Here is a 20,639-nt window from a genome sequence, read left to right on the forward strand (position 1 = left end):
AAATAAAAGATATACTTATGACTGTTTACTTTTACAACACTCGCGAACAATACGGCTGTTTTTCTAATTTTTCATATCATGGTTTTGAATTAGACGCTCTCTATTGGTATACAAGCGAACATTACTTTCAAGCACAAAAGTTCGTAGGTACACCTCATGTAGAACAGATACGCCTTGTAAAAACACCATCAGAGGCGGCCAGAATGGGACGGGATAGGAAGCGTCCTTTGCGTCCTGATTGGGAACAAGTTAAAGACGGGATCATGAAGAAAGCAGTCCTGCGTAAGTTTCAAACTCATGCTGATATTAAAGAAATTTTGCTTTCCACAGAGGATGCAGAACTTGTTGAGAATTCGCCTATCGATTACTACTGGGGTTGCGGTGCTGATGGTAGTGGGAAAAATATGTTAGGCAAAATCTTAATGGAAGTTCGAGAAATATTGCTTAACAGTGACCAGTGACCAGTGACCAGTGACCAGTGATTTTTTTTGGATGTAAAGATGTAACTTAATTTTGGGAAGACTAAATGTATTACCACTATTAACAGAGAGCGGTCGATGTGGAAAGGCGGATGGAATCTTAGCTCAAAAAACACGGTTCCCTTGCAACCACCTGCGGCGTACCTAAAAGCAAGGAAACCTGAGGCAATTACTCAGGATGATAGCCAAAATTCACAAGGGGAAGTACTGCTTCCACAGGCGCAAGATGACCACTCTTTGGAAGCTTCCAGACTTTTGCGTCAAGGAATTCGACAGCAACAAGCTGGTGATTTGCCTACAGCCATGAAGTCATTACAAGAATCTCTGGCACTTTTTCAGGCGGTTGGAGATGGTGAAAGACAAGCACAGGTGCTTTCCTGTTTGGGCTTGATAGCTTATACCTTAGGAGACTACAAAAGTGCGATTTCTTACTCCCAACAATGTTTGAGTTTGGCAAAAGATGTCACGGATTTGCGGATACATATGCAGGCGTACTCCCATTTGGGTAATGCTTACCGACACTTGGGGGACAATCACAAAGCAATGGATTGCTTGCAAGAGTGTTTGAAAATAGCCCAACAACTACAAGACAAGCGCAGTGAGGTTGCAGGGCTGAATAATTTGGGATTGGTTCATAAAGCATTGGGTAATCTTCCACAAGCGATCGAACTCAAGCAGCAAAGTCTAGAAATTGTACGGGAACTACAGGATCACTGGGGAGAAGAGCAAGTCCTAAAGAATCTTGGCAATGCTTGGTATGCTTTGGGGGACTATGGCAAAGCGATCGCTTACTACGAACAGTGTGTCAGCATCGCGTATTCCCTCAACAATCGCCGCAGTGCCGCACAAGTGTTAAAAAATTTGGGTAATGCTTGTTATGCTTTAGGGGATTATGCTAAAGCTATTGTCTACTATGAAGAACGTTTGCAACTTGCAAGAGACATCAAAGACAAACGCAGTGAAGAACAGTCTTTGGGAAGCCTGGGGGTTGCTTGTGAAGCTTTGAGTAATTATGCTAAAGCCATTACATACTACGAACAACGTTTGGAGATAGCAAGAGTTCTGAGCGATCGCCGTAGCGAAGAACAAACTCTTAACAGTCTCAAAATAGCTTGTTACGCTTTGGGTGACTATGCCAAGGCTATGAAATACCAGAGAAGTTCGTGACCAATTATGAATGATAAATTTGGTTTTTTTCAGAATTCAGAATTCAAAATTTTTAAAGCTTCGCTTGTTTCTACTTGCGGAAATTCTGAGTAAAAATGGCTCACGCTCAAGAAATGTTTTGGTGTTGCCAATACAATTAAGCGATCGCCCCACTGATGCAGCCAAGGTAGCAATTTTAGAGGTGCGACTGGGGAACAAAGCCAAATTTCTGCAGGAGAAAGTGTTCTCAAAGACTTTGCTGCTACTGCCATTGTCATACCTGTTGCAATACCATCATCAACCAAAATGAGCGTAGCACCCTTAGGATCGACTTGGGGACAAGCAGAATCTAATTGAACTTGAAGAAATTGAGCTTGTTCTATGGCAGAGTTTAACGCGACTTCTTGCAACTGCGAGGTTGGGATTGTGCGAAAGATCCCTTGCTCCTCCCAAAGTACATTACCTGAAGCAGTGACCGCACCAATCGCCAACTCAGAATTTTTTGGATGGCTAATTTTTTTGGCCACTTCTATCGTTAGCGGACAACCCAAAAGACGTGCGACTGGGGAAGCAACTGGTATTCCTCCTCGTGGTAAAGCATAAACTATTGTTCTTGGCTTCACCCCAGAGTCAATAGTTTGCTGGGTCAAAATATTGTGAATTGCCTCCGCTAGTTTTTCACCAGCTTGGGTGCGATCGGCAAAAAGTGGATTTTGTGGCATGATTCTTGCCCAGCAGATGAAAACGCCATTGCTTTATATAATGACTGATTTTGGCTCAAGTGTATGGATGCGATACTATGTTAGTAAGTTACAAAATCATCTAAACAAAATCCGAGTAGCAAAGTTTGTTTATTTATAGCAGCTTGCACCCGAACCCATAAGATATTTCATTTTCATGAGTAGCGAACAACAACTTAGCCTCTTTAAGGAATCAGACTTTGAGCAGTCTAACTTTGACCAAAAAGAGTTAATTCCCACAAGTGTTAAAATTCCAATTCCTCGTGGAATCTACGCCAATGTAACTGAAATCGCACAACATTGCAACCAGTGCCACCGTTGTGATTTAGGAGACAGCCGTACTCACGCTGTCGTGGGACGAGGCAATTTGAAAGCACTAATCATGGTTGTGGGAGAAGCACCAGGGCAAAACGAAGATGAAACAGGATTGCCATTTGTTGGTAAAGCAGGACAATTGCTCGAGAAAATTCTTGCCTCAGTGAAGCTAGATACCGAGAAAGACGTATATATTTGTAACGTAAATAAGTGCCGACCGCCAAGCAATCGCGTTCCATCTACGGAAGAGATGGAAGCTTGTAAACCCTATCTCATGGAGCAAATTCGCCTTGTCGATCCAAAAATCATTCTTTTGACAGGGGCAACTGCTGTCAAAGGTGTGACAGGTGAGAAGCGAGGTATTACCCAAATTCGCGGCAAATGGATGGAATGGGATGGGCGTTTGTGTATGCCAATTTTTCACCCCTCCTACTTGTTGCGTAACCAAAGTCGTGAAGTCGGTAGCCCAAAGTGGTTAATGTGGCAAGATATACAAGCAGTCCGTGCCAAGTTTGATGAAATTCAGAATAACATCTGAGGAGTAGACCTCGTACACTCAAATATCTCTTGTGGTATGGGCGTCCCCTACCGTTCTATACTAGTGACGGCTCGTGTCGCCCGTACCACAAGTAGTGGTAATTTATTTCTTGGAAATCCCTTAACCCTCTGCCATCTGCCTTTATGAGCTCTAAATGTGGTAAGCATCACTGACTAATGGGTTTGAAGTCAGCTAATCTAGAGTAAAGAGAGATTGTTCTGATTGGCGATCAATAATTTTAAAACATGAAACTCCCAAACTATGAAAGAGTAATTTATGAGTACAACCCTCTTATTGAGGTTATTGCTCAACTTAGATTTCCGACTATTTTAAGAATTACCAGTCAACAGCCTGTAGATTTTCAAGATAGCGTTAGGTTTGATTATCCAATTTTTGAAGCTTCTAGAAACTTACCAATACCAAATGAACTCTCTAATCTTCTTACTCAATTTAGTTCAAACATTACAAGTGATTTGACGTATCATTTTAAATCAGAAGATTTAAGTTGGCAGTTATCTATAGATAAAGATTCTATAACTCTTGTTACAACTAAATATGAAAGGTATGAAAATTTTATCAAAAAATTAAAAATAGCTGTAGAAATTTTTGAAAAAATATATAATCCATTATTTTATTCAAGAGTAGGATTGAGATATCGCGATTTAATTATTCGCTCGAAACTAAATATTCAAAAAGAATGGACTGAATTAATACCCAAACATATTGCTTCGGAGCTACACACTCCAGAAATAGCCGCCTCTATTCAAAATTTTATTAAAAATTTACAATTGAAAACTGAATTCGGTCAAGTCAATTTTAATCACGGCTTTGTTATGGTTAGAGATACGGAGAAGGGAGTAGATGAAACAGCTTATTTACTAGATGCAGACTTTTTCACAGAAGATAAGATAGAAAGAGGTGAGTATCTTTGGAACATACTCAATCAATCTAATCGCACAGCTAGGAATCTCTTTCGCTGGAGTATTACTGATGATTTATATAGAGCAATGCGACCTCAATCAATATAAACCTACCATGCAGATAACAACTAGTGGTATTAAGAGCAAGAATATTATTGGGCAAAGGTACGAAGTTATATCAACTCCTACTCAGACTTCCTCAAAGTCAAATTTAGTATCTAATATCCCTAATTTGAAAATTCAAGTTTTCATTGAATCATCTCTTAGTGAGGATTGGTCTAGTCAATTAAATCAAAACTCTATTCTTCTAATTAAGTGTTTAACAATACTTCAGACCCTTTTTACGACTTCTCCCGAAGGATTACAAGAAGCATCTGAAGCACTTGAAACTATATTGGAATACTATCAGGAAAACCAGAATTATTTGCAACAGACCAATTTGTCCAAAGAATTAGGAGCAGTTACGGGTAATGTACTGCCAAGTGTTGTTAGACCGCCTTTAGTAATAGATTTTGAATAATTCTTAACCATGCCTAAAAGTATGATTTACAGAGCTTCTAGTGAAAAAGAGGCTTTTAGGCAAGGGGAGATTTTGACTGGAGTTATACAGTTTAAACCAATTCCAAATGAATTATCCCCAAACCTTGAAAACACTAAGTTTAAACCTATAGTTCATCCTTATGGGATTATTGTGACTCAAGATTGTGACTTAGATTGGGACTATACTGCTAGGCAAAATCAAGATAAAACTTACAAGTTACTGAATTCTATACTTTTTTGTGAAATATACACCGCTCAAGACATTCGCTTTAACAAAACTCTTCAAATAAATTCATCAGAATGGAACTTAGTTAAATCTAATCGTCATCAACAGTATCATTTTTTTGAAAAAGTACCTTCAGAATTTGAGTCAATTCAGGAAGGTTTACCAGAATTAACAGCTGATTTTAAAAAAGTTTTTGCAATAGATGCTGAGTTTTTATATCACCAGATAAATAATAAGATAGCTAAACGGCGTACAGTACTTGAAAGCCCTTATTTAGAACACTTCTCTCATCGTTACCACGACTTTCACGGGCGTATAGGACTTCCGGCACAACATGAAAGTGACAAAGGAGGATAGAGAATTTAGATCAGAATATGATACTAGCAACTATCACTCTGGTGGAGGTTATAACTGAGGTTTGGCTTCTAAATTGCCAGAACGCCCGCGCACACTTTCTGCTCTACAATCGCGCAACCAATTGCTAATCCCTTGAGCAATAACACCATTACTGCTATCCCTTGGGGGTGTGGGGGGTTGATTTTTTGGATAAGAACCAATTTGAGAAAACATCATCACAAACAGCCAACTGTTTTCTGCTTTTGTTAAAAACAGCCAGTGGAATTCCTGCAATTGAATTGCTTTTCCATTAACATACTGTCGCTCTAAAGTTGTAAAAAAGACTTGCTCTACTCCCTCTGACTGGGTTTTCACTGAATCTACTGTATGTTCACTAGGGTTCAGAGGTAGTGGTTCGAACTCAGGTCTTCCTGCAACGACTATATAACTAAAAACCTCATTTTTCCGACTAAGACGACGGGAACGTTGAGAAGCGCGATTTGCATAGCTAGGTAAATCGCGCAACATTTGTGTTGTTAATGCTTCTAAATTCTGATTTGAGCAAAAATCTTTCTTTGCTCCTACCCCTGGGAACGAGAAAAATCCTAGCCAAAAGCCACAGCAAAGAAGCCAAAAGCCATAATTTTTAAATTTGACCCCTGACTTCATGAGACTGTTGCCAACTCCTCGCAAATCTTTTTCCAAGCTAATTCTGGATTGTCAGATGCAGTAATGGGACGCCCTATTACAAGATAATCTGCTCCTGCTTTGAGTGCTTGTGCTGGGGTAAGCGATCGCGCCTGATCTTTTGCTGCTGCCCACGTTGGGCGTACTCCCGGACAAACGAGTAAAAAATCTTTTCCACAATTTTGTCGCAGTTGTGAAACTTCTTGAGGTGAACAAACGGCTCCATCCAAGCCGGTCTCTTGAGCCATTAATAACATCTCAAGAACATACTCTGGTAATTCTAAAGGAATTTTTAAATCAAATGCCAATTGTCTGGAAGAAATACTCGTCAGCAGTGTAATGGCAATTAACTTTGGCGGTTTTACACCTGCTGATGATGCGCCCACCTGTATCGCTTCAGTTGCAGCTTTAAGAGCTTCTTTACCAGAGATAGCATGAATTGTCAATAAATCCACACCATAACGAGATGCTGCACGACACGCACCTGCAACAGTGTTGGGGATGTCATGAAACTTTAAATCCAGGAAAATGCGCTTTTGCCGAGATTTTAGCAGTTCCAGAATTTTTGGTCCCGTGCTTGTAAACAACTCTAGACCAACTTTCCAAAAACTGACTTGCTCAAGTCTTTCCACAAGAGCTATTGCTGAGCGTTCATCTGGTACATCTAAAGCCACAATAACTCGATCTTCGGCATTCATTGGCGGTTCCTTTCAAATTGGGCATTGGGCATCGGGCTAGGGCGGTGAGTAGTGAGTGGTGAGTTGGGAGTAGTAAGTTCTTTTTCCCCATTCCCTACTCCCGATTCCCCATTCCCAATTCCCTTACGGTATCAGTCGAACAAACTTATTTTTCCCAAGTTGTAAAACACGCCCGTGTAATTCACTAGAATCGTTAACATTAGCATCTGCATCAGATATGCGATCGCCATCCAACCGCACTCCACCTTCAGTAATTTTCCGTTTGCCTTCCCCAGTACTTTTGCACAAGCCACTAGCATTCAAGAGAAAAGCCAGTTTTGCTGGAAACTGAACTTGTGCCAAAGAAAATTCTGGCATATCCCCAGCTTCAACATCTTTAACAGCTTGCTCGCCATGATATTGTTTCACGACTTCTTGCGCCAATAATTTTTGGCGATCGCGTGGACTTTCTGGCAGCTTGTCTATTGGTAAGTTTGTCAGCAGTGTAAAATATTCTTCTAGAAGATGGTCGGGAACTTGTTGTAGTTTTTGATACTTTTGAGTTGGGTGTTCTAATAAACCCACATAATTCCCCAAAGACTTAGACATTTTCTGTACGCCGTCTGTACCAATTAAAATAGGTAACAGCAACCCATATTGAGGTTTTTGACCGAAATGGCGTTGTAAATCTCGTCCAACAGCAATATTAAACTTTTGGTCAGTCCCTCCCAGTTCTACATCTGCCTCCAAAGCAACAGAATCGTAGCCCTGCATTAGCGGGTAGAGGAACTCATGAAGAAAAATTGGATTCTCTTTTTTATAACGTTCGGCAAATCCTTCTTTTGCCAGCATCTGCCCCACCGTCATAGTCGAGAGTAACTCTAGAATCTTACCTAAATCCAGCTTCGAGAGCCATTCCGAGTTGTAACGTATTTCCAGTCTGCCCGGAGTATCAAAATCTAAGATGGGCCGTACTTGATCCAAGTAAGTCTGGGCGTTATTCTTCACATCTTCTTCTGTAAGCTGGCGGCGCATTTCGGACTTGCCTGTAGGATCGCCAATGCGAGCTGTAAAATCGCCTATAAGAAGGACAGCTGTATGACCCGCATCTTGGAACGCTCGCAGTTTTCGCATTGGTATGCTATGACCGAGATGAATCTCGGCACCGGTAGGGTCAATTCCGTATTTGACCCTTAAAGGTCGCTCGGTTGTTGTCAATCGTTTTTCTAAACTTTCGATTTCAGTGTCAGAATCAGTAGGCTGAGGAAAAATTTCCGCAATACCACGACGCAGCCAAGAGAAATCTTGCGTCATACTAGGGGATTGACTGTTAACTACGCTTTGCACTATCAAAGTATGGTTGGTTATGGTCACTAGCAATTTATTTCTATCTTATTTTCTTGTGCCAAACTAACAAACTAATATAATTGCAAAAAATTAACTGCTTTGCGCGGGGCAAAGAAATTACACTTATATATAAAGTGAGGAAGTGAAATCGCCGTGTCGTCCAGAACTTTTGATAATAATCGCTCTCAACAACAAGGATCTTCAGGCTTTGAGTTTCTTAAAGGAGTCGGTCAGGTAGCTGGCGGGACTCTACTATCCATCACTATGCTGACCAGCTCTATTGTAGCTGGAGGACTGGTTGGTTTAGCCGTAAGTTTCCGTAATTTGCCTGATGTCAGACAATTACGTAACTTCTTTCCTTCGGAAACTACTTATATTTATGATATTAAAGGCAAACTCTTAGCGAGCATTCACGGGGAAGCCAACCGCGAAGTTGTGCCTTTAGATAGAATTTCTCCAGAACTCAAGAGAGCCGTTTTAGCGAGTGAAGATAGCGACTTTTACTACCACCACGGTATAAACCCCAAAGGCGTTGGTCGTGCTGTCGTAACCAACTGGACAGCAGGTGGAGTGCGCGAAGGTGGTTCGACCATTACCATGCAGTTAGTAAAAAACCTGTTTTTGTCCCGCAAACGTGCCTTCACCCGAAAGATAGCAGAAGGCGTCCTGGCAATTCGCTTGGAACAAATTCTTCCCAAAGACCAAATTTTGGAAATGTACCTCAATCAAGTCTACTGGGGACATAACAATTACGGGATACAAACAGCAGCCCGCAGTTATTTCAACAAGTCAGCCGAAAGTTTAAACTTGGCTGAGTCGGCAATGATAGCGGGTTTGATTCAAGCACCAGAAGAGTACAGCCCCTTTGTCAGCATGACCAAAGCTAAGTACCAACAGAAGGAAGTTCTGGGGCGGATGCTTACCTTGGGTTGGATTACGCAGAAAGAGTACGACAATGCCCTAAAACAACCAATTAAACTGGGCAAAATCAGATCGTTCCAAGGTAGTGCCTTGCCTTACGTAACCAATGCTGTGGCACAGGAAATAGCTAGGAAATTTGGTCGTGAAGCCCTTCTCAAAGGCGGTATGCGGATTCAAACCACCATAGATGCCAATTTTCAACGCATGGCAGAAGCAACTGTAAGACGTTGGCATGAAAGATTGCAAGGCCAAGGGTTATATAGAAACCAAATTGCTCTCGCCGCAGTTGACCCCCGGACTCATTTTGTGAAAGCGCTCGTAGGTGGTGTCGATCCAAAAACAAGCGAATTCAACCGAGCGACTCAAGCACTCAGGCAACCAGGCTCCTCATTTAAGCCGTTTGTTTACTATACCGCTTTTGCAACTGGTAGGTACGGCCCAGACTCAACAGTAGTCGATTCTCCAGTTAGTTATCGAGATGGTAGCGGTTGGTATCATCCACGAAACTACGATGGTGGCTATGCTGGGGCAATGTCAATCCGTACCGCCCTCGCTATGTCTCGCAACATTCCTGTCATTAAGCTTGGTAAATCAGTAGGAATGAATAGAGTTGTTGAGACTTGTCGCACCTTGGGCATTATGAGTCCAATGGAACCTGTCACTTCTTTACCTTTGGGTGCTATTGGTGTTACACCATTGGAAATGGCTAGTGCTTATTCCACTTTTGCCAATTACGGCTGGCAATCTCCCACAACAGTTATTGCTCGTGTTACAGACAGTAGTGGTAATGTATTACTCGACAACACTCCCAAACCACAGCTTGTCCTCGATTCTTGGGCGTCCGCAGCCGTTGTTGATGTGATGCGATCGGTCATCACTAGCGGTACTGGTAAAAACGCTGCTATAGATCGTCCAGCCGCAGGTAAGACAGGAACAACATCCTCTGAAAAAGATATTTGGTTTGTCGGTACTGTACCCCAGTTAACAACTGCAGTTTGGGTCGGTAGGGACGATAATAGAACCCTAGCTCATGGTGCTACAGGTGGCGTGATGGTTGCTCCTATCTGGCGTGATTTTATGACAAAAGCTCTCAAGGGCGTACCTGTTGAGAACTTTAAGTCACCTTCTCAGTTTCGCCGCCCGAAAGCAAATTAGGGAGTAGGGAGTAGGGAGTAGGGAGTAGGGAGTAGGGTTCAACTACTCCCCATTCCCTATTCCCCATTCCCCATTCCCTTTCTTTCCAGTTCGGCTTTCATGCGTTGTAGCGTGAGGTGCATTTGGTCGAACATTTGTTGAGGCGTAATGCCGAACTGACCTAATTGTGTCTTGAGTTGCTCTACAGTCATTTGTGCCATAAAATCTTCTGATAGCTCAAAGCGCTTCATAAAGACGCGATAGCGATCCATCATGGCTTCCATCTGTTCAATAAACAGTTTCTTGCCTTCACGGTCAAATTTGCCGTAGCTGCTACCCAACGCGATCAGTGCTTGATAATCTTCAAACAACTGCTTCGCTTCTTGCTGAACTATTTCTGAGTCAAAGAATCCCATCTTGCCCACACTCCACTGAGTAATGTCGCTCAGTAGCTTTTGTACTTGCGATCTTAGTTTTATTCTAATCTAGGGAAATCATCTGGAAAATAGCCTTCGGTTTGAGTACGGGTTTCTACCGCAATTTCAACACTTGACCCAAAAGTATGAAGGATAAAGGAGAAAAAAATTTGTCTTTATACTCTTTAGAGTGTACTTTATGCGACCTACTTTATACTTCATCCTTCATCCTTGAAGTATATTTTAAGGCAAGTGGTTGTTTTGGGTTAAGTTTTAATGCTTGACGTAAATAAACTTTTGCCATTCCTGTCAGATTTTGTTTGAGATGCACAAACCCCAGTAAAGCTAGATAATCGCTATTATTTGGCTCTAACTTAATGGCATCTCGCAATTCTTGTACAGCTGATTTCCAGTTAGCTTGTTTAACGTAGTGAATTCCACGTTGGTAGTGCCGTTGGGCATAATTATTGACAACTGTTTTCTCTTCATATAACGTCAATTTTACTGACTCAATATTCGGTTCTGTCCTCTCTATAGGGTTTTCTTGAACCAGAGCATTGGGTGCAAGCAAACAAAAATATACTAAGTTAAGTTCCCTTAGCTGCTGAGTGATTTGATAAGAAGCAACTAATGATCTATATTGAGCTTCTGCTAGAGAAGCGATCGCAGGTTCGTAAAAAATGTCTACTTCACTTGCTGGCATTTGTATGAGTTCTTGTGCCAAAGCCGTTTGTAAAGATGCATCTTTCAATAACTGCAAGAAGATTGCGTCTAAACGCAGCTTTGCTATTATCTCGTTTCGAGAGTTTGGGTGTTTTAATAGTTTATAAGCTGGCTCAATCAAGTAAGTAAATACAGATGTTGCGAATTCCTTATCTGCTTCATGGCTTCTCAGAAAACTCTCGGAATGCAGCTGTTTGGCTAAAGAGTGATAGCGTTTGAGAATCTGATGTTCAGTAGCAGTCACAGAAATTCCCAGTACGGCATAAGGATCTGAAAGTTGTTTTAGCCATTCTGGAGGTAGTAATGTCTGGTTGTCATTTGTCATTTGTCATTCAATACTGCGTAGGTTTTGGGTAAAAATCCGAAAATACGTAGGTTGGGTTGAGGAACGAAACCCAACATTTACAGGACATTGTTGAGTTTCCCCAAAGGTTTGCCTAACCCACAAAATTCTTATCCAAGTAGTATTGATTTGTCATTAGTAAGGATTTTAGGTCTAGTTACATTTTTTAATATAGTTCTGTTTATTTCTGCCTAGCTACTTACAGTTAGCTCCAATCTCGATAACACCTGCAATTTCGGCTTAATTTAACCATTTTTTATATCATGTAATGACTTAGACTAAGTAATAAATCCGTTATGCCTAACATAATCTTTAAAGTTAGCGCAAGAAGTCTTAAGATTCAGTATATTCAAGGAAAAAGGTATGTTATATAAAATACAAAACAACGAGGAATATTTACAGCTTGTGTTTGTGTCAGCACAAACAGCAATCTATACTGCTCGGTTAACGATCGCTGAGGTGCCAGAAACCCGGTTTCTAGTTTTCGCTTATCCAAGTAGTATTGCAACAGAACTATGTTACAAAATATAAATATATCCAAAACACTTCCCAAAGACAAATGACAAATAACCAAACGTAAAGTGGTACAAGCCCCAAAATTCATTTATGGAAAAAACAAGAAATTACTTCATTATTCAAATACCCTACTTTCAAGTCTGAAAATTTACTGGTCACTGGTCACTGGTTACTGGTCACTGTTAAAATAAAAACTATGTTTAATCAGCGCAAGAACAGAAGTATCGCCGCAATACTAGCTTTGTCTGGTACGTTGACAATTTCAGGATTACACAAATTTTATTTAGGACAACCACTTTGGGGTGTGTTGTACGTACTGCTTTCTTGGACACCTATTCCCAAAGTGGCTTGCGCCATAGAAGGAGTTTGGTACTTAGCTCAAGATGAAGAAACTTTTGACCGTCATTTTAATCTGGGTAAATCAGTTATCAAAAGTTCACAGTATGTCCCCGATCAAGTGGGATCGCTCGCAAACGCTTTGCGAGAGTTAGAAAGTTTACGTCAGGAAGGGCTGATTTCTGAGTATGAATTTGAGCAAAAGCGCCGTCAGTTGCTCGACCAAATGTAAGAGAAGAAAGAGCTATGAAAAATTGGCTATCTTGGAACCCGAGGCTGCAAAAACTCCGCGCTCAACTGATTCACAACCCTTACCACCGACTGCAATCAGGAGAAGAAATTGCGATCGCAGTGGAACTGGGTATCAGTATTGATGCCAATCAAGCAACTGTAGATGATTGGTTGCGTTTACCAGGATTTTCCATTCATCAAGCGAGATCGCTTGTGGAACTCTCCCGTGGCGGAGTGAAATTTTATTGTGTTGAAGATATTGCAGCAGCTCTAAGTTTATCTGTACAGAGACTCGAACCCCTCAGACCCCTTCTTAATTTTAGTTATTATGACGAGGAAGCTTTAGCACTTCCCAGTCAGATTGTTAACCCAAACGTAGCAACTGTTGAAACACTAGCAAAAGTACCTTTTATTGATTTATATCTCGCGCAAGCCATCGTAGAAAATCGTTTATCAGAAGGGCTTTTCCGTAATTTAGCTGATTTTCAACAAAGGCTCAATCTACCAGGCGATGCGATCGCCCAGTTGATGTATTATCTGAGGTTTAGTTAATGGTTAGTAGTTAGTGGTTAGTGGTTAATGGTTAGTGATTTGGCACTCAACTAACAACTAACAACTAACAACCAACAACTAACAACCAACAACTAACCAATTTATATAAACCCTATTCGGTCAAGAGGCCAAAAGCGAAATACTGCCCGACCTATAATATTCTTTCTAGGCAAAAAACCCCAATAGCGGGAATCGTTACTATCGTTACGATTATCTCCCATAACAAAAAATTCATTTGCTGGAACTTGTCGCCCTTCCATTGGTGAATTTGGCGGTTCGGCGATATACTCCTCCTGTATGGGTTTACCGTCGAGATAAACTTTGCCACTGGCGATGCTAACTACCTGTCCTGGCGTACCAATCACACGCTTAATGAAAGCTTGGTCTTTAGGATAGCCCCGACGCTGTAATTCTTCTGATGGCTGAAAAACCACGATATTGCTGAATTCAGGGGGGTGAAAAAGGTAGGAAATCTTTTCCACAACCAAGCGATCGCCTCTATACAAGGTTGGTAACATGGAATCTGAGGGAATGTAGCGAGGTTCTGCAACAAAAGTGCGGATGAGAATTGCCAAGCATAAGGCGATCGCAACTAGAGTTAGATTTTCCTGTAAACCGCGCCATACTCGCGATGACACTGGAGTTTCTTTTGCATTACTTTCCTGATGGGTCATAAAGTTGAATGAAGAATCTAAACAAATACCTTGACTATTGTGACGCTAAAAGCCGCCTTATAAGCAAGAGGAGTTTTGCCTATCGACTTTATTCTCAGGAAATTTACGCACGTAATGTTCGGGAATGACTTAGAAATGCGATGGAGAATAGATAGTTAAAGTATTATTTATAACCAACAAAATCAGAAAAGAAAATTTTTAAATTAAAGTCATTGGAATTACAGCAATTATAAAACAGAGTTTTAAACTATTTACATTATTTGGCTTCCTCCTCCTGAAAAAGAAAGCTAGTTACCGACTGCTATTGCTATGCAATCAGTCGGTTTTTTTTGGTTTGGATTTTGAATTGAGAATTATCTAAAGTTAGTTACACACCAGCAATCAACCTTGCTTTTCTAAGAGGATGTTTTAAAAGTCCTGGTTTCATATAATGAGCTACTATACAAACGCTCGTCCGCCTGCGCGGATTAGTATTTTGAAACCCACGTAGGTGGGTTTTGCCTGTATAGACGCGAATTCCATTCGCCAAGACTTTACAAACATCCTCTTAGAAAGATTTGATATGTAGTCAATTACACTAAATTACTTTTTCTGTTTTTTAAGATAATTCATAGATATTTCTAAACTAGACTTCATCCGATCCAACGCGGTTACTAAGATACCAATTTCATCCTTAGATTTTTCCTCAAAAACAACATTCATTTCCCCAAAACTAACTTTTTGGGCAATCTTAGCTATTTTTTTAATTCGCTCAAGGATAGTTTTCCTTAAAAGAAAATTAATCAAAAAAATAACTATCGTAAAGATAAAGATTAAAATTCCTATTACGAAAACAAAAGAGTGAAGTGTGCTAGCAAAAACCTCTTCAGCAGGAAGAGAAACTATTTGAACAGCAACAATCTCATTCAGTTTCCAGCCAAAACCATTTTCCGATCCATAAGTTGCTACCAAACTTTTGGGAGCGATCTCTGGTTTTGAATGGCATTGTAAGCATTTCTGTTCTTTAAGAGCAAATGGTCGTGCAATATAAAATAATCTACTTCCTGGAATGGTGCGAAATCCAGAACGTTCTTTAATCTTGGGATGTGTCCGAAAATAATTCACAAGCTCTGTTTCAAAGTCATCAGCTTTATCCCGCAAATTAATTGGGTTTGGTGCTGCATCTTTAAAAAAGAAGTTTTTGTACTCTTCAGTTTTACGCAAATCTTCAAAAATTTCTCTTGCGGAGAAGGTTGGTATAGCTTCTGGAATAAATGCTGCTTCGGTTTCTAGTTTAGAGAACAATAAGGGATTTAGACGTTCTTGTGTATAATTTCTAACTGAATTGATAGTTTGCATCAGCATCTTGGCTTGAGATGTCACTTCATGTTCGGCTCTTTGCTCGAGTACAGTTGATAGAGCCGCACCAGTTAAGGAAATGCCGATCGCAAACACAACAACCAAAAACCAATTAAACTTAGTGCCAATTTTGGCATTTAAAAAATGATTTGTTAAAAACATAACTTTCAACCAACTGTACTAATTATGAGTAGCGCCTAAGGACGCCGCATCAAAAATTTGTTGGGCGGTAAGGTTAAGTTGAGGGAAGGTAGGAGACACAATTAAATCATGACTTCTAAACTGAGTCATTTGGTATTCGCCGTCAATCAGCTGACATATAAATACAGTTGGCTGTTTTGGGTTACCAATGAAGTTGCGTCCCCCTAGGGCTGCGTAATCCACAATCCAGTATTCTGGAATGCCCATTTCTTCGTAATCAGCATATTTGACGTGGTAGTCATCCCGCCAGTTAGTTGATACAACCTCAACAATTAATTTAACTGAGCTAGCATTCTCAATCACTGATTCCCTTTCCCAACGTGGTTCACTGCCTATGTTTTCCTGATTTAAAACAATAATGTCAGGTTCATAACCAGATTTTGCACTACTAGATTTTACAATTGATTCTCTGGGAATTGTCCAAATACCGCGTTTTCCCATCTGTATGATGGTCAAGACTAACTCCTCAATCAGAAAGCCTGTAACATTACCATGTTGTCCCCTCGGTTTTGGCATTTCGATAATTACCCCATTGTGTAGTTCATAGCGTATCTCAGTGTTTTCCGGATACCATGCTATAAATTCATCAAAAGTTACTAGTTTAGGTAAGGCTTGAGCCATAGATTTTCTCAAGTTTTCTCTACATTATCCAATAGCAAAACTATTAAATTGTGCCACCACTAAAAGTAAAAACTTTTGGACATTACTGTACAACAGGTACTCTAGGATTAAGTCCCGTAGTATGATCTAAACCCATGTCTACACCAAAGAACTAATCCATTTGATTTGCCCAAATCGAGTTTAATAAAAACAATAGAAGGTTAGGCAAAAAATTTTGCTCTTCATTATCCACTGGTGTATCGTCCGAACAAGGTAGTTCTTCAGTTGAAGGTAACGCTTGTTTAATATGAGGTAACAGCATAGCCGTGAATAGCGTTCATTTTTTCGATTATAAAACTTACAATCTTTAAAAATTTAATTAAACTTAGCTAGTAACCAACGAGTAATAGCTCCATCATCTTCAGTTAGAGAGCGCTTCAGAGCTTCTTCAACCAAGGCAATTTCCAATCCTAGGAGTACTTGAGATTCGCGAATGGGGGTGCTTTGTGTTGGCGACAATGAATTTGCAATCACCTTACCAGCATTGACATCAACTACCCAATACTCTTGAACTCCCAGGCGTTGATAGAGTTTTTGTTTGCGCTCAGTATCGTCTTCTAGGGAAGAAGCGGCAATCTCAACAACTAATGTAGGTGGAGTTAACTCATTGAGATTTACTGGGGAATTATTTCGGGGAGGAAGTTGGAAATTTGTGCCAATATAAAAAGCAATATCAGGCTGAGAACCACTAACTCTAGCTTTTCGGAAACTAGTATTCGTTAGCTCCTTAATGGGAATATTTTTAATAGCTGCATACAAGACAATAACAGTTGAAACAATAGAATTATCATAACCATGTGCAGGACCTAGTGGTGACATCTCAATCTTCATGTAACCGCCATCATAGTAAAATCTAGCACTTTCCAAGGTGGGATCATCTGCAAAGGTAAGAAAATCTTCCCAGGCTGCTTCTACCCAGGTATCGGTAGGAACAGTATCTATTACTGGCGCTTGATTAAGCATAATTCTGAACCTGCATAGTTTCTTTGCTATTAAACTTAGTTTAACAACGCTTCACCACGACGATAAAATTCACGGGCACAATGAGGGGTATTTTTTGTAAGTGTTTACCCGAACTTAATACGATCGGGACTTACGCAAAGCCCCCCTTTTTAAGCTATGCATTGGTCACATCTTTCTTTACAATCTTGAAACCCTTGACTATATTGCATTGTGGACGCTGAGATTGTCTGCAGACTTGACAAAATGACGCTGATTCTTCTCGCAAAAACTCCATGTTTATTGAGAATGAACGACGAACGAATCAGGGTTAGAAAAAACGTTCGTGATTACTCTCGTAAATGTTGAGAAAGATCCGGACAATGCATAGCCTTTTTAAGGGGGGTTGGGGGGATCTCCAAAACGTGAGATCCCTAAAATACCGTTGAGGTTGCGTAAGTCCTGATAAAAAATCTTGAATATTTTGAGATTTGTTCTTTAGGCGACAAAAAATAAATTATTTCTTCTTGTGGGATGGGCGTCCCTGCCCGTCCCTAATTATACCTATAATAAGAGAGAATTATGACAGGAGAGCCTTATGTTTGGATTGGGATGGCCAGAAATTGCAATTATTGGTCTGGTTGCTGTTGTCATTTTCGGACCGAAAAAAATTCCAGAGTTGGGAAGCGCACTGGGAAAAACTCTTAGGGGTTTTAAGGAAGAACTGAACAAGCCGAGTGAAGATAGCGATCGCTCTGAAGAAAAACAGTAGTCAATTGTCATTGGTCATTAGTCATTGGTCATTAGTGAAAATTATTTAACAAAAGACAAATGACACTTGACAAATGACACTTGACTACAAACGCGTATTGACTACCGAAGACGGTACACCGATTTGAGAATCTACGGTGGAGGAATTGGTATTTTGTTGGGCTAACTCCTCTTTAACAACTCCGCGTCCTTTAATTAACTTGATGGCGCGGTTGACGCTTTCTGGCAAAATGACGACTAGACTGTTGTCGGGAGCAGTATCTAACGCTTTACCAATCGCTTCTGTTTCACCCAGAATAACTTCGTGCTTGCAATCGGGGTTAGATTCTTTAATACCTCGAACAATTAAATCGGCAGCCGATCCCCGTTGGCGTCCTCGCGTGTCATCATCTTCTTTGATAATGATGTAGTCGAAGATTTCCGCAGCGAGTTTGCCTAACATCACAAAGTCTTCATCGCGTCGATCGCCAGGTCCCCCAACGACTCCAATGCGATCGCCTGAAGTCCAGTTACGAACAAAAGCGCCTAATGCTTCGTAAGAAGCAGGGTTGTGGGCATAATCTACCAAAGCATGGTAGTTCCCCAAATTGAATAAATTCATCCGTCCCGGTGTTTGACTTACCGAAGCGCGGAAAGAATTCAAACCCGCACGAATTTGTTCTATAGAGACATTTTGCACAAATGCTGCCAGAGTCGCTGCTAGAGCATTGGCGATCATAAACGGCGCACGTCCGCCCATTGTCAGGGGTATATGTTCCGCCCTTTCAATTCGGTGCGTCCAATCCCCTTTCAAAATAGAAAGATAGCCATTTTCGTAAACTGCGGCAACGCCTCCCTTTTGAATGTGCTTTTTAACCAACTCCGAATCCGGGTTCATGGTAAAGAAGGCAACATTAGCTTTTGTTCTCTCTGCCATTTCAGCGACTCGTGGGTCATCGGCATTGAGGACACTGTAACCGTCGGGAAAAACAGCTTCGGCAACGATACTCTTGAGATGCGCCAACTGGTCTAGTGTATCTATGTCGCCAATGCCCAAGTGGTCGGCAGCAACATTTAATACAATACCCACATTAGCAGCTTCAAAAGCGATCCCAGACCTCAGAATCCCGCCACGAGCTGTTTCTAGTACTGCCACTTCCACAGTGGGGTCGCTGAGAATCAGTTGAGCGCTTTGAGGACCAGTGTTATCACCGACTTCTACTAAATAATCCCCGATATAAGTTCCGTCTGTAGTTGTATAACCAATGACTTTACCAGTTTGTTTAAAAATATGTGCTAACAAACGGGTGGTTGTGGTTTTGCCATTGGTACCCGTTACTGACAGAATAGGGATGCGGCTTGATTTATCGTTTGGGAACAGCATATCCATGACTGCTCCTGCAACATTGCGGGGGATACCCTGACTTGGAGCAACGTGCATCCGGAAACCAGGCGCAGCGTTAACTTCCACAATTACGCCATCCACTTCTCGCAAGGGGCGGCCAATATCTTGTGTCACGATATCAATTCCCGCAACATCTAAACCGATAATTTTCACTACCCTCTGTGCCAACCAGACGTTTTCTGGATGAATTTCGTCGGTACGGTCTACAGCGCTGCCCCCTGTACTTAAGTTTGCTGTTGCTCTTAAGTAGCAAATTTCACCTTTAGCTAAGACAGTGTTGAGGGTATAACCTTGTTTTTCCAGTAACTGATAGCTGGTACGGTCAAGTTCAATTTTGGTGAGGACGTTATCATGTCCGTCACCGCGACTTGGGTCTTTGTTAGTTTCCTCAATCAATTCAAAAATAGTGGCTCTGCCATCACCAACCACATGAGCGGGAACGCGTTCTGCGACTGCGACTACTTTGCCATTGACCACCAAGACTCGATGGTCTCGTCCAACGTAATATCGTTCGACGATGATCGAGCGGGAGATTTGTCTGGCAGAATCATATGCTGCTTCTGCTTCTTCCCAAGAGGTTATGTTAATGGTGATACCGCGTCCGTGGTTGCCATCTAAAGGTTTGATGACAATGGGATAACCGCCAACGTATTCTATGGATTCTTCTAAATCATCTAAGAAGTTAATGACCGTACCGCGAGGAACGGGAACTCCGGAATTGCCAAGAATACGTTTGGTTGCTTCTTTGTCGCAGGCGAGTTCTACTCCGAGTATGCCAGTATTATCTGTCATTGTTGCCTGCATCCGCTTCTGATTCACGCCGTAGCCCAGCTGAATCAAAAAGCGTGCGCCAAGTTGCATCCAAGGAATACCTCTTTTTTCTGCTTCTAGAATTAGCGCTTCTGTAGAGGGTCCTAGTGCTGCATCACGCCATAAGTCTTTCAGGTCTTGTATGTCTTGCTCTAGTTCAGCTTTTGGATAACGTCCCCGATCGACAATGCTTTGGCACAGCCGTACCGCTGCTCTGCCAGCATAGCGTCCTGCTTCCTCATTTAGATACTCGAACACCACCTGGTAAACTCCGGGTGTGGACGTCGTTTCACGAGTACGCCCAAAGCCCGTGTTCATTCCAGCCAAATCTTGCAGTTCTAGGGCTACGTGTTCCACAACATGACCCATCATGGTGCCTTCTCGCACGCGCATTAAGAAACCACCACGACAGCCCGGAGAGCAAAAGTGACCTTCCAGACTAGGCATTGCCTCAACTAATCCTTCATAAAAGCCAGGAATTTCGTTTGTTGGCGTCTCGGCAAGGTTCTCTAAATCGAGGCGCATGACAATTAACTTGTGGCGTCGAATGCTCCAATAGTTGGGGCCGCGTAAGGTCTGGATCTTGAGGATTCTCATGGGAAATAGGTAGATGGAGATTCGGAACCAAAATTCTAGTTTCTTACTGGAATTGACCGCTTAACTGTTCATGGTAAACAGTTTTTTCTACTTACATCGTATTATCTTCGGTTTTTTGGTCAAAATGTGGCAAGGAGCGGTC

22 protein-coding genes and 1 pseudogene are annotated in these 20,639 nt (G+C 41.4%); 11 read left to right on the plus strand and 12 right to left on the minus strand.

Annotated features, from left to right (window positions below):
- Nucleotides 1–17 precede the first annotated feature (17 nt).
- Nucleotides 18–461: an NADAR family protein gene (locus WA1_RS41165; protein WP_017742869.1), complete on the plus strand. Its 444-nt coding sequence runs from the start codon at nt 18–20 to the stop codon at nt 459–461.
- Between the two features lie 96 nt (nt 462–557).
- Entirely contained in the window at nt 558–1,646 is a 1,089-nt protein-coding gene (locus WA1_RS41170) for a tetratricopeptide repeat protein (RefSeq protein ID WP_017742870.1), read from the plus strand.
- Nucleotides 1,647–1,675: 29 nt separating this feature from the next.
- Here WA1_RS41170 and WA1_RS41175 read toward each other — a convergent pair whose 3' ends face one another.
- Complete coding sequence (locus WA1_RS41175; protein WP_017742871.1) at nt 1,676–2,347, minus strand: phosphoribosyltransferase; 672 nt, start codon at nt 2,345–2,347, stop codon at nt 1,676–1,678.
- Nucleotides 2,348–2,522: 175 nt separating this feature from the next.
- Here WA1_RS41175 and WA1_RS41180 point away from each other — a divergent pair, with 175 nt between their 5' ends.
- The 4 genes from WA1_RS41180 to WA1_RS41195 all read left to right on the plus strand — a co-directional run bounded on the left by WA1_RS41180 (nt 2,523) and on the right by WA1_RS41195 (nt 5,261).
- A complete protein-coding gene (locus tag WA1_RS41180; protein WP_017742872.1) occupies nt 2,523–3,218 on the plus strand; it encodes a uracil-DNA glycosylase in 696 nt (231 codons plus the stop codon).
- A 245-nt stretch (nt 3,219–3,463) separates the two neighbouring features.
- The gene (locus WA1_RS41185; protein ID WP_017742873.1) at nt 3,464–4,246 is read left to right on the plus strand and encodes a TIGR04255 family protein; all 783 of its coding nucleotides are present in this window, start codon (nt 3,464–3,466) and stop codon (nt 4,244–4,246) included.
- Nucleotides 4,247–4,253: 7 nt separating this feature from the next.
- Nucleotides 4,254–4,658, plus strand: coding sequence for a hypothetical protein (locus WA1_RS41190; RefSeq protein WP_033335003.1), 405 nt, complete (start codon nt 4,254–4,256; stop codon nt 4,656–4,658).
- A gap of 9 nt (nt 4,659–4,667) precedes the next feature.
- Nucleotides 4,668–5,261, plus strand: a complete 594-nt coding sequence (locus WA1_RS41195; protein ID WP_017742875.1) for a hypothetical protein — start codon at nt 4,668–4,670, stop codon at nt 5,259–5,261.
- A 48-nt stretch (nt 5,262–5,309) separates the two neighbouring features.
- On the opposite strand, the gene WA1_RS41200 is transcribed toward WA1_RS41195, so the two are convergent.
- The 3 genes from WA1_RS41200 to tyrS all read right to left on the minus strand — a co-directional run bounded on the left by WA1_RS41200 (nt 5,310) and on the right by tyrS (nt 7,918).
- Nucleotides 5,310–5,909 (minus strand): hypothetical protein, encoded by a 600-nt coding sequence (locus tag WA1_RS41200; protein ID WP_017742876.1) that lies wholly within the window; start codon nt 5,907–5,909, stop codon nt 5,310–5,312.
- On the minus strand, nt 5,906–6,625 hold the full coding sequence (gene pyrF, locus WA1_RS41205; protein WP_017742877.1) for an orotidine-5'-phosphate decarboxylase: 720 nt from the start codon (nt 6,623–6,625) through the stop codon (nt 5,906–5,908). Before pyrF ends, WA1_RS41200 begins: the two co-directional genes overlap by 4 nt.
- Before the next feature lie 123 nt (nt 6,626–6,748).
- Nucleotides 6,749–7,918 carry a tyrosine--tRNA ligase gene (gene tyrS, locus WA1_RS41210; protein ID WP_017742878.1) on the minus strand — a complete coding sequence of 390 codons (1,170 nt, stop codon included), beginning with the start codon at nt 7,916–7,918 and terminating at the stop codon, nt 6,749–6,751.
- Nucleotides 7,919–8,104: 186 nt separating this feature from the next.
- Here tyrS and WA1_RS41215 point away from each other — a divergent pair, with 186 nt between their 5' ends.
- Entirely contained in the window at nt 8,105–10,027 is a 1,923-nt protein-coding gene (locus WA1_RS41215) for a transglycosylase domain-containing protein (protein WP_017742879.1), read from the plus strand.
- 56 nt (nt 10,028–10,083) lie between these two features.
- Here the strand turns inward: WA1_RS41215 and WA1_RS41220 are convergent, their stop codons facing one another.
- Nucleotides 10,084–10,422, minus strand: coding sequence for a DUF1825 family protein (locus tag WA1_RS41220; protein WP_017742880.1), 339 nt, complete (start codon nt 10,420–10,422; stop codon nt 10,084–10,086).
- Nucleotides 10,423–10,633: 211 nt separating this feature from the next.
- Nucleotides 10,634–11,470 (minus strand): J domain-containing protein, encoded by an 837-nt coding sequence (locus WA1_RS41225; RefSeq protein WP_017742881.1) that lies wholly within the window; start codon nt 11,468–11,470, stop codon nt 10,634–10,636.
- Between the two features lie 381 nt (nt 11,471–11,851).
- Between WA1_RS41225 and WA1_RS57680 the strand changes: the two genes are divergently transcribed.
- From WA1_RS57680 to WA1_RS41235, 3 genes are all read left to right on the plus strand, one after another.
- Entirely contained in the window at nt 11,852–12,019 is a 168-nt protein-coding gene (locus tag WA1_RS57680) for a hypothetical protein (RefSeq protein ID WP_017742882.1), read from the plus strand.
- 181 nt (nt 12,020–12,200) lie between these two features.
- Nucleotides 12,201–12,572 (plus strand): NINE protein, encoded by a 372-nt coding sequence (locus WA1_RS41230; protein ID WP_017742883.1) that lies wholly within the window; start codon nt 12,201–12,203, stop codon nt 12,570–12,572.
- A gap of 14 nt (nt 12,573–12,586) precedes the next feature.
- Nucleotides 12,587–13,123, plus strand: coding sequence for a ComEA family DNA-binding protein (locus WA1_RS41235; RefSeq protein WP_017742884.1), 537 nt, complete (start codon nt 12,587–12,589; stop codon nt 13,121–13,123).
- A gap of 101 nt (nt 13,124–13,224) precedes the next feature.
- Here WA1_RS41235 and lepB read toward each other — a convergent pair whose 3' ends face one another.
- From lepB to WA1_RS41255, 5 genes and pseudogenes are all read right to left on the minus strand, one after another.
- Nucleotides 13,225–13,797: a signal peptidase I gene (gene lepB, locus WA1_RS41240; protein ID WP_017742885.1), complete on the minus strand. Its 573-nt coding sequence runs from the start codon at nt 13,795–13,797 to the stop codon at nt 13,225–13,227.
- A 582-nt stretch (nt 13,798–14,379) separates the two neighbouring features.
- Nucleotides 14,380–15,297 (minus strand): c-type heme family protein, encoded by a 918-nt coding sequence (locus tag WA1_RS41245; RefSeq protein ID WP_017742886.1) that lies wholly within the window; start codon nt 15,295–15,297, stop codon nt 14,380–14,382.
- Between the two features lie 18 nt (nt 15,298–15,315).
- Nucleotides 15,316–15,957 carry a Uma2 family endonuclease gene (locus WA1_RS41250; RefSeq protein WP_017742887.1) on the minus strand — a complete coding sequence of 214 codons (642 nt, stop codon included), beginning with the start codon at nt 15,955–15,957 and terminating at the stop codon, nt 15,316–15,318.
- 88 nt (nt 15,958–16,045) lie between these two features.
- Nucleotides 16,046–16,258, minus strand: a pseudogene (locus tag WA1_RS54005) (hypothetical protein); the annotation flags it as partial.
- Nucleotides 16,259–16,311: 53 nt separating this feature from the next.
- Complete coding sequence (locus WA1_RS41255) at nt 16,312–16,959, minus strand: Uma2 family endonuclease (RefSeq protein WP_017742889.1); 648 nt, start codon at nt 16,957–16,959, stop codon at nt 16,312–16,314.
- 574 nt (nt 16,960–17,533) lie between these two features.
- On the opposite strand from WA1_RS41255, the gene WA1_RS41260 reads away from it, so the two are divergent.
- The gene (locus tag WA1_RS41260; RefSeq protein ID WP_017742890.1) at nt 17,534–17,707 is read left to right on the plus strand and encodes a Sec-independent protein translocase subunit TatA/TatB; all 174 of its coding nucleotides are present in this window, start codon (nt 17,534–17,536) and stop codon (nt 17,705–17,707) included.
- Nucleotides 17,708–17,791: 84 nt separating this feature from the next.
- Here WA1_RS41260 and cphA read toward each other — a convergent pair whose 3' ends face one another.
- Nucleotides 17,792–20,497, minus strand: coding sequence for a cyanophycin synthetase (gene cphA / locus WA1_RS41265; RefSeq protein ID WP_033335000.1), 2,706 nt, complete (start codon nt 20,495–20,497; stop codon nt 17,792–17,794).
- Nucleotides 20,498–20,639: the final 142 nt, after the last annotated feature.

The organism is Scytonema hofmannii PCC 7110, assembly GCF_000346485.2.
GTDB lineage: Bacteria > Cyanobacteriota > Cyanobacteriia > Cyanobacteriales > Nostocaceae > Scytonema > Scytonema hofmannii.